General features: G+C 48.6%; 6 protein-coding genes. All 6 read left to right on the top strand.

What is annotated here, in order from left to right; genetic code table 11:
• The first annotated feature begins 73 nt into the window (after positions 1–73).
• Complete coding sequence (locus BMW79_RS28240; protein WP_089901213.1) at positions 74–3,121, top strand: SusC/RagA family TonB-linked outer membrane protein; 3,048 nt, start codon at positions 74–76, stop codon at positions 3,119–3,121.
• A 17-nt stretch (positions 3,122–3,138) separates the two neighbouring features.
• Positions 3,139–4,719, top strand: a complete 1,581-nt coding sequence (locus tag BMW79_RS28235; RefSeq protein WP_218150470.1) for a RagB/SusD family nutrient uptake outer membrane protein — start codon at positions 3,139–3,141, stop codon at positions 4,717–4,719.
• 9 nt (positions 4,720–4,728) lie between these two features.
• Positions 4,729–6,063 (top strand): sulfatase family protein, encoded by a 1,335-nt coding sequence (locus BMW79_RS28230; RefSeq protein ID WP_218150469.1) that lies wholly within the window; start codon positions 4,729–4,731, stop codon positions 6,061–6,063.
• A 111-nt stretch (positions 6,064–6,174) separates the two neighbouring features.
• The gene (locus tag BMW79_RS28225) at positions 6,175–6,921 is read left to right on the top strand and encodes an MBL fold metallo-hydrolase (RefSeq protein ID WP_089901209.1); all 747 of its coding nucleotides are present in this window, start codon (positions 6,175–6,177) and stop codon (positions 6,919–6,921) included.
• A 45-nt stretch (positions 6,922–6,966) separates the two neighbouring features.
• Positions 6,967–7,569 carry an RNA polymerase sigma factor gene (locus tag BMW79_RS28220; RefSeq protein ID WP_089901206.1) on the top strand — a complete coding sequence of 201 codons (603 nt, stop codon included), beginning with the start codon at positions 6,967–6,969 and terminating at the stop codon, positions 7,567–7,569.
• A 63-nt stretch (positions 7,570–7,632) separates the two neighbouring features.
• On the top strand, positions 7,633–8,766 hold the full coding sequence (locus BMW79_RS28215; RefSeq protein WP_089901203.1) for a FecR family protein: 1,134 nt from the start codon (positions 7,633–7,635) through the stop codon (positions 8,764–8,766).
• Positions 8,767–8,982: the final 216 nt, after the last annotated feature.

Below are 8,982 nucleotides of genomic sequence, written 5' to 3'. Positions count from 1 at the left end.
ACAATGAAAAAGTAATAAACCAACATCATCACTTCCGGCTGATAAAAAGCTAACATATTAATACAACTACTGAATGAAAAAGCGAGTACTTTTCATATATGGCATTGCTATGCTGTTAACTTTTGCCGCATCGGCCCAACAGGCGGGGAAAACAACCGGTCAGGTAAAGTCCGGCAAAGGAGAGCAATTGCCGGGCATCAATATCCAGGTAAAACATTCCGGTAAAGGAACCGTCACAGATGCGCAGGGACGCTTTACCATTGCGGTATCGCCAAACGATACGCTGCTGTTGAGCGGCATCGGTTATAAAAAACAAACCGTGCCGGTGAATGGCCGCGACTTCCTGGAACTCCGTCTGCAGGACGATGAAACCGCCCTGGGAGAAGTAGTGGTGGTAGGTTATGGCACGCAGAAGAAAAGTGATCTGACCAATGCCGTGGCACAGATCAAAGGCGCCGACATCACCCGTCGCCCTGTATCCAATATTCAACAGGCGCTACAAGGGCTTGCTCCCGGTGTAACGGTGCTCGACAGAGGGGGTGCCCCCGGCGTTTCCAATGCCACCATCCGCGTAAGAGGAATCACCACGTTTAATATCAACAGCAGCAGCACCAGCGGTTACGACCTCGGCAAAAATGATGCACTCGTGATTGTGGATGGAATCGAACAACGGATGCAGGATATCAATCCGGAAGATATTGAATCACTTTCTGTACTGAAAGACGCCGCCTCTACAGCGATCTACGGTTCCCGCGCCACCAACGGCGTTATTCTCATTACTACCAAAAGAGCCAAAGCAGGTAAAGTAACGGTGAACTACAACGGCTATTACGCCTGGCAGAAAAGTGTGAATAAACCAGAGATGATGGACATTGAATCCTATATGCGCGAACAGGTAGTGGCTTATACCAACGCAGGTGTAGCCGTTCCCGCCAGGTTCAGCGAAACATCCATCCAGCAGTATGTAAACGCCACCGACCGGTTAAAATATCCCATGCCCAACACCTGGTTTAATACCATGCTGAAAACGGCGCCGCAGCAAAGTCATACCCTATCAGTTGCAGGTGGTAATGAAGTAGTGAAAACGAGAATGAGCGTACGTTACCAGGATCAACAGGGAATCGTGAACAACTACAGTGATAACCTCAGCGAAGTACGCCTCAACGCAGATTATACACCGCTCAACAGCCGCGTGCATATCGGCGGCGATATCAACTACCGCAACAACAGCAACCAGAAACCAACCGTCGAACCCTTTAACAACATGTTCCATGGCTCACTCTGGGCAGTTCCCAAATATCCGGATGGCACTTATGGCTTAAGCACCCAGGGTAATAATCCACTGATGTTTGATGAAATAGGCGGCCTGTCAAAACAAGGTATCGACTATTTTACCGGTAGTGTAAAGGGAGATGTGGAACTGCTCAAAGGCCTCCGCTTCTCCACACAACTCGGCGCCCGTATCATGTATACCCAACAGAAAAATTTCACTAACGCCTATACGAACACCGATAAAAATACCAACATCACCAAAACGGTGACCAACAACAGTTTGACAGAAGTCCGCAATACGCTCAAAGAATACACCTGGAATAACCTCCTTACCTACGACCGCACGTTTGGCAAACATGATCTGAAAGCACTGGCAGGTTATTCACAGATAGATAATAAACAGACTTTCCTCAGCGCTTACCGCGAACGTTTTTATAACAATGATATTACCTCTATCGGGCAGGGCGCCAATGATGGCACCAAAAGCAACAGTGGGAGCGATGCGGAATACGGGCTGCGCTCTTATTTCGGAAGGATTAACTACGCCTATGCCGGTAAATACCTGCTGGAAGTAAATGGTCGTTATGATGGTTCTTCCCGCTTTGCAGGAGATAAACGCTATAGCTTTTTCCCTTCCTTTTCTGCAGGATGGCGCATTGCACAGGAGCAGTTCTTTGCACCATTGCAACACATTGTCAACGACCTGAAACTGCGGGGTTCCTATGGCAAAACAGGTAACCAATCGGTAGATCTGTACAGCTACTACGATGCCCTCACCGCTACCAGCTACACCTTCAACGGCGTACCCGTGGCCGGCTACCGGCAAACAACACTGGCCAATACGGATCTGGGCTGGGAGAGTACCACCCAGCTGGATCTCGGTCTGGACGCATCTTTCCTCGACAGACGACTAAATGTAACGGCCGATTATTACCGCAAACTGACTTCCGATATCCTGCTCAATCTTGATATACCCGCTACCGTAGGATTGAATGCACCACCACAGAATGCAGGTTCTGTAGAAAATAAAGGACTGGAAATTACGGTGAACTACAGCAGCAAACAGACCGGCAACTTCCGGTACAATATCGGCGCTAATTTCAGCCTGAATGAAAACATGGTGACGGATCTGAAAGGCACCGGTCCTTATATCACCGGTTCGGATATTGATCCCCGTTATATCATCAAAAAAGGATTGCCCATTAATACCCTCTGGGGATACCAGACGGATGGCCTGTTCCAGACAGCAGACGAAATCAGTAAATATCCCACTCTGGCATCCAATACCAGGCCCGGAGATGTGAAATACGTAGACCGCAACGGCGATGGTAAAATTGATGCCAACGACATGACCAACATCGGGTTGTCTTTTCCAAAATATACTTTCGGCCTCAACGCCGGTTTTCAATACAAGGAATTTGAACTGAACCTCCTCATTCAGGGAGCGGCCAAAGTGGATACCCGTCTTTCCGGCGCGCTGGCAGAAATGGGTAACCAGGAAGGATTTACCCACGAGATTTATGCGAATAATTACTGGACGCCGGAGCATACCGATGCCCGTTTTCCAAGACCTATCAAATACGATCTGCGCAATGTGGCTACTTCCGACAGATTGGTCATTGATGGTTCTTATCTGCGGTTGAAAAATATCCAGTTGGCTTATCACCTGCCGGAAGCAATCAGCAAAAGAGCGCTTATCAGTAGGTCAACCGTGTATGTATCTGCTACCAACCTGCTCACCTTCTCCAAACTCAACGAATGGAACCTGGACCCGGAAGCAGAATCAGGAAGAGCGGTGTACTATCCGCAAACGTCCCTCTTTACCGTAGGACTTAATCTGCAGTTTTAATGTTGAAAAAAAAGAAGATGATGAACGCAATCCATAAAAGTATTTATTTTTTTCTCCTGACCGGACTGATGGCCTGCAATAAAGACCTGCTGGATACCGCGCCTACAGACCGGCTGGCAGTCAATATATTCTGGAAAACAGAAGCGGACGCCAAACTCGCCGTCAATGCGCTGTACCTGGATCTGGACAGTACCAATATCCTGTCGCTCGATGCCCTCACCGACATTGGACATACCAACCAGAATTTCGATGTACAGGCGTATATCGAATTGGGTACCTATGATCAGTCCAGCGCCAAAGTATACGGTGAATGGAAAAATGCTTACAAAGGCATTCATGCCGCCAATTACTTCCTGGAAAATGTAGACAAGGTAACTTCCGCGACACCGGCATTGATCAATCAGTTCAAGGGAGAAGCCAAAACATTGCGCGCTTACCAGTATATTAAACTGGCAGGCTTATATGGAGATGTGCCACTGGTTACAACTTCCATCACCCTCGATCAGGCACGAAACCTGAAAAGAACACCGGTGACAGCCATCTACGATTTTATAGACAAGGAACTAACGGAAGCGGCTGCACTGTTACCTGCCAGTTATACCAATGCAGCCGATAAAGGGCGCATTGCGCGCGGCGCAGCATGGGCATTGAAAGCCCGTGCGGATCTGTATGCCGGCCGGTACCAGCTGGCAGTGGATGCAGCCACGCAGGTAAACGGTCTCGGCTACACGCTGTATGATTCCTATCAGAAATTATTCAGTTACGCCGCAGAGAATAACAAAGAGGTGATCCTGGATAAACAGTTTATCAAGGATAATTATCCCAATAATGTATTCAGTATTATGGCGCCCTACAGCCAGAAGAATGGTAACAGCTCCTATGTGCCTACCAAAGTACTGGCGGATACCTATCAGACGAAAGACGGGAAAGATATTCACGCCAGCGGCAGCAACTTCGACGAAGATCATCCTTACGACAACCGGGATCCACGATTGCGTTACAGCTTATTCGTAGACGGCGATATCCTGCCTTCTGGTATTGCATTCCGGCCGGCTCCCAACAGCGGTACGGCCGATGCCATAGGCAGCACGTACATTGCTTCTACCACCGGGTACAACCTGAAAAAGTACATCAACCCGGAAGATTATGCGAACCCCACCAACTGCGGCATCAATATGATCCTGCTGCGTTATGCGGAAGTATTGCTTACTTACGCAGAGGCGAAAATAGAATTGCATCAGCTGGATCAGAGTGTGTATAATGCCATCAATACGGTTCGTCAGCGTGCAGATGTGAATATGCCGCCTTTACCCGATGGGCTTACAGAACAGCAGCTGCGTGCGGCCGTCAGGTATGAACGAACAGTAGAACTGGCCTTTGAAGGATTAAGGCTTTATGATATCCGTCGCTGGAAAACTGCTGAAACCGTGATGAACGGACCTGTATATGGCATCACCTGGAATAACAACGGACAGCGTACCGTTGTGCAGGTGGTGTCTTTTAACCGTGCATTTGATAAATCCAGACACTATCTTTGGCCGGTGCCGCAAAAGGAACGCGACCTGGACCCGGCTTTGTCACAGAATCCAAACTGGTAATTTTTATTTATGAAGCGATATTTTTTTGGTTTACTGGCGGGACTTGCTTTTGGGGCGATGCCCGCTGTATATGCGCAGCAAAGGCCCAATATCATCTTCGTACTAACGGATGATATGGGATACAGTGATCTCAGTTGCTATGGTAATCCGCAGATCCGTACGCCCTTCCTGGATCACATGGCAGAGAAAGGAGTAAAGGCTACCGGTTATATGGTGACTTCCCCCTCCTGTACGCCATCGCGCGTGAGCTTACTGACCGGACGTTATCCTACCCGTTCCCAGCTGAATTTTCCCATTCCTCCGGGATACAAAATCGGTTTGCCCGATGAAGATGTAACCATTGCAGAAATGCTGAAAGGCGTAGGCTATAATACCTGCATGATCGGTAAGTGGCACCTGGGAGATATTCAGCCTTATAATTTCCCCGTGGCACAGGGTTTTGATCATTACTTTGGTTTGCTGTACAGCCACGACTATCGTTCGCCTTATGTGAAAACGGATACGGTGTTGAAAATTTACCGCGACCGTACCCCGGAAATTTTCAAACCTGCCGATACGTCGCTGACGGAACTGTACACAAAAGAAGCCATTAAGTATATCGGGCAGCAGCGGAAAGACAAACCCTTCTTCCTTTACCTGGCGCATAACATGCCGCATTTACCGGTGGCCGCTTCCAAACGGTTCCGTGGACAGTCGCCCGGCGGTTTGTACGGAGATGTAGTGGAAGAGATAGACGCTAACCTGGCGGACCTCTGGAAGGCGCTTGAACAACAGGGCCTGGCTGATAACACTATTTTCATTTTCAGCAGCGACAACGGTCCCTGGATAGATTTTCCTGCCCGTATGTCGGCCGATCATGTAATTAAGCCATGGGATGTCGGCAGCACCGGCATCTTCAGGGGCAAAAAAGGAGAAACCTATGAAGGTGGCCACCGGGTACCTTTTATTGTATACTGGAAAAATCATGTGCCTGGCGGAAAAACGATCACTGACGCCTTTACCAGCATGGATGTATTGCCTACCCTGGCAGAATGGGTGAAAGCACCGCTGCCTGCAGGCCGTAAGCTGGATGGAGAATCCGTATTGGGACTGCTCAACGGAAGTAAGGAGCATATTTCCCATGCGCCTATTTATTACGTCAACAATGGCACACCGGAAGCAATCCGGGTGGGCGACTGGAAGTTACGCAGAACCAATGATGCACAAACAGGTAATAAAAACATAGAATTATTCAACCTGGGCTCCGATGTACGGGAACGCACCAACGTAGCTGCAGAATACCCGGAGAAAGTAAATGCATTGACACAGTTATTGGATCAGTATAATGGCAATACGGCGAATTAATCTGTCGGAAAATAAAGAAAATGGCAGTGGAGCAATGCTTCACTGCCTTTGTTATTTTTCAATACAAGAACCCGGAAATGCTTAAATTCATGGTCTCATTAATCATCATTTATGAAAAAGTCTTTCGTCGCACTTTTATTCCTCTTTGCCGCCATCAGTACCAACGCGCAAAGAGTTACGCCGGATGTGATTTCCACTTCCAAAGGAAACCTCACCATTCAGCCCGTTAATCATGCCGACCTGCTGCTGTCGGCAGCCGGGAAAACTATTTACGTGGACCCTACCGGTGGAGCGGAAAAGCATAAGGGCCTGGCTGCGCCGGACATTATCCTTATTACGGATATTCACGGAGATCACTTCGATGCCGCTACCGTGAACGAACTGAAAACCGCCAACACTATAATTATTGCACCTGCTGTGGTAACCGCCAAACTTACCGGCGATCATATTATCACGCTCAAGAACGGTGACAGTAAAGAGTTGTCCGGTATCAAAATTACTGCGATCCCGATGTACAACCTGCCCGAAAGCGCTACCGCCATGCATACCAAAGGCAGGGGGAATGGATACGTATTAAAAGTGGGTGGCAAATCGGTATACATCTCCGGAGATACCCAGGGTATACCCGAAATGAGAGCCCTGAAAAATATTGACGTGGCTTTTGTTTGCATGAACCTGCCCTACACCATGGACGTGCCCGAAGCCGCAGATGCCGTACTGGCTTTTGCACCTAAGATCGTGTATCCTTACCATTACCGGGGTAAAGACGGGCTCAGTGATGTGAACAAATTCAAATCCCTGGTAGACGCAGGAAATAAGGGCATTGACGTGAGACTGCGCGATTGGTATGCAAAATAATTGGGCTTTCTTTCTACTTTTACCCCACGAACCAATCAATTGTGAATGATAAATTACGCTGCCCTTGATGATGTATCGCTGCTGAAGTTGATGAAGAATGGTGATCAGGAAGCCTTTACCACTATCTACAACAAGTACTGGTATCCGCTGATGCAGCATGTAATGAAGGCTGTGAGAATTTATTCGGAAGCAGAAGATATTGTCCAGGAAATATTTGTTTCCATCTGGAAAAACCGCGACCGCCTGGAAATCCAGGCGGCGCTTAGTACCTACCTGTTTAACAGTGGCCGCTATATGGCCATCAGGAATATAGAAAGGAACATAACCCGCTCCAACTACCTGCAACACTTGTCTGATCAACTGGACAACGGCGGGGTACCATCCCCGGAAACCCTCTTACATATGCGTGATCTGGAAGAAAGAATAGAACAGGCTATTCAAAGCCTGCCAGACAAAATGAGAGAAATATTTAATTTAAGCCGTAAAGAACAGCTGTCTTACCGCGAAATAGCGGAGCAACTGGGCATCAGCGAGGAAACCGTCAGGAAGCAGGTCAGCAATGCCCTGAACCGGTTGAGAATGCAGGTAGGATATGCCCCTGCAGGCCTTGTTTTCCTGCTGTCGGTCATCCCGCACATGCACGGTTAAAATTTTTTTTCCGTTCGTCTACCACTATTCCTTCCGTCATGTCACTAACTTATAGGAAGATGTATGAATATGGATAAAAAAGAGGGCAGGAATTTATTGAACAAGTACCTGGAAGGCCGCTGCACACCAGAGGAACGGGTGCAGGTGGAACAATGGTACGCCGGACTGACAGCCGAATCCGACTGGCATATGGAATCTGCACGCCGGGAGGAAGCGCAGCTGGCCATGAAACAGCGTATTGACCGGCAACTGGGCCTGGCTCCGTCCCGGCCTGTGTGGCAACGCAGCTGGATCCGCTATGCAGCAGCTGTACTGCTACTGGCAGGAGCGGCCACCGTTTTCTTTTTACGTACATCAAAAACTCCGGCGCCAGCCCCGGTAGCAGAGATCCTGCCCGGTGGCAATAAAGCCATACTCACACTGGGCAATGGTAAAACTATTGCCCTCGATCAGGCAGCAGCAGAAAATATCGCGCAACAGGGTAATAGCCGCATCAGCAAACTCGCCGGTGGACAGCTGATCTATCAGTCCCAGGGCAACGCCGTTACCACCGAATACAATACCCTCAGTACGCCGAGGGGAGGCCAGTACCGGCTGGTACTGCCGGATGGCTCTAAGGTATGGCTTAATGCGCTGTCGTCTGTCCGCTTCCCTGCTGCTTTTACCGGTAAAGAAAGAAACGTCACTATAACGGGAGAAGTATACTTCGACATCGCCGCCAATGCCACGCAGCCTTTCCAGGTAAGCATTGCCAATAATCCAACCCGCATCGCCGTATTGGGCACACAATTCAATATCAGCGCCTACCCGGATGAGCCGCTGATTAAAACCACCCTGCTACAGGGAAAAGTAAAAGTGAGCAGCGAAGCCGCGGTGATCCTGCAACCGGGTCAACAGGCGGTATTGGCTAACACTCCCGGCCAGCAACCGGTTTCCTTATTGAAGGAGGTGGATACAGAAGCCGCCATCGCCTGGATGAATGGTTACTTCCAGTTTCAGCAGGCCGACGTAAAAACGGTGATGCAGCAAATCGCCAGATGGTATGATGTGAACATCAGCTATGAAGGAAAAATACCGGATCGCCGGTTCAGCGGGGAAATATCCCGCTCCGCCAATCTATCGGAAGTATTAAAAGGATTGTCAGTCAGTGGAATCAATTTCAGAAGAGAAGGCCGGAATATTATCATTCTGCCATAAGCATATTAAATCAACCATTATGAATCATCAGCCAAAATGTAATGACCCGCAAGGGTTTATGTAAGGGCTGCCCATAAAAAAACCGGAAGTGTTCGAGCACTTCCGGTCTAAAAATGGGTTTGCCAACAAAAAACCAGGTGTGATCTTTTATTTCTCTACCCAAACCAAAATTATGAAATTATTACTTATACCGGTCAGCCCCGGTATCAGGGTCGT

The sequence above is a fragment of the Chitinophaga arvensicola genome (assembly GCF_900110835.1).
In the GTDB taxonomy this organism is placed as follows: domain Bacteria; phylum Bacteroidota; class Bacteroidia; order Chitinophagales; family Chitinophagaceae; genus Chitinophaga; species Chitinophaga arvensicola.
Note: the sequence above shows the minus strand (reverse complement) of the source record. Positions and strands in the feature narration are given on the sequence as shown.

Bases quoted from the DNA above. Each gene is read 5' to 3' on its own strand.
- BMW79_RS28215 (WP_089901203.1), top strand. From the start codon at position 7,633: ATGAATATGGATAAAAAAGAGGGCAGGAATTTATTGAACAAGTACCTG.
- BMW79_RS28235 (WP_218150470.1), top strand. From the start codon at position 3,139: ATGATGAACGCAATCCATAAAAGTATTTATTTTTTTCTCCTGACCGGA.
- BMW79_RS28240 (WP_089901213.1), top strand. From the start codon at position 74: ATGAAAAAGCGAGTACTTTTCATATATGGCATTGCTATGCTGTTAACT.
- BMW79_RS28225 (WP_089901209.1), top strand. From the start codon at position 6,175: ATGAAAAAGTCTTTCGTCGCACTTTTATTCCTCTTTGCCGCCATCAGT.
- BMW79_RS28220 (WP_089901206.1), top strand. From the start codon at position 6,967: ATGATAAATTACGCTGCCCTTGATGATGTATCGCTGCTGAAGTTGATG.
- BMW79_RS28230 (WP_218150469.1), top strand. From the start codon at position 4,729: ATGAAGCGATATTTTTTTGGTTTACTGGCGGGACTTGCTTTTGGGGCG.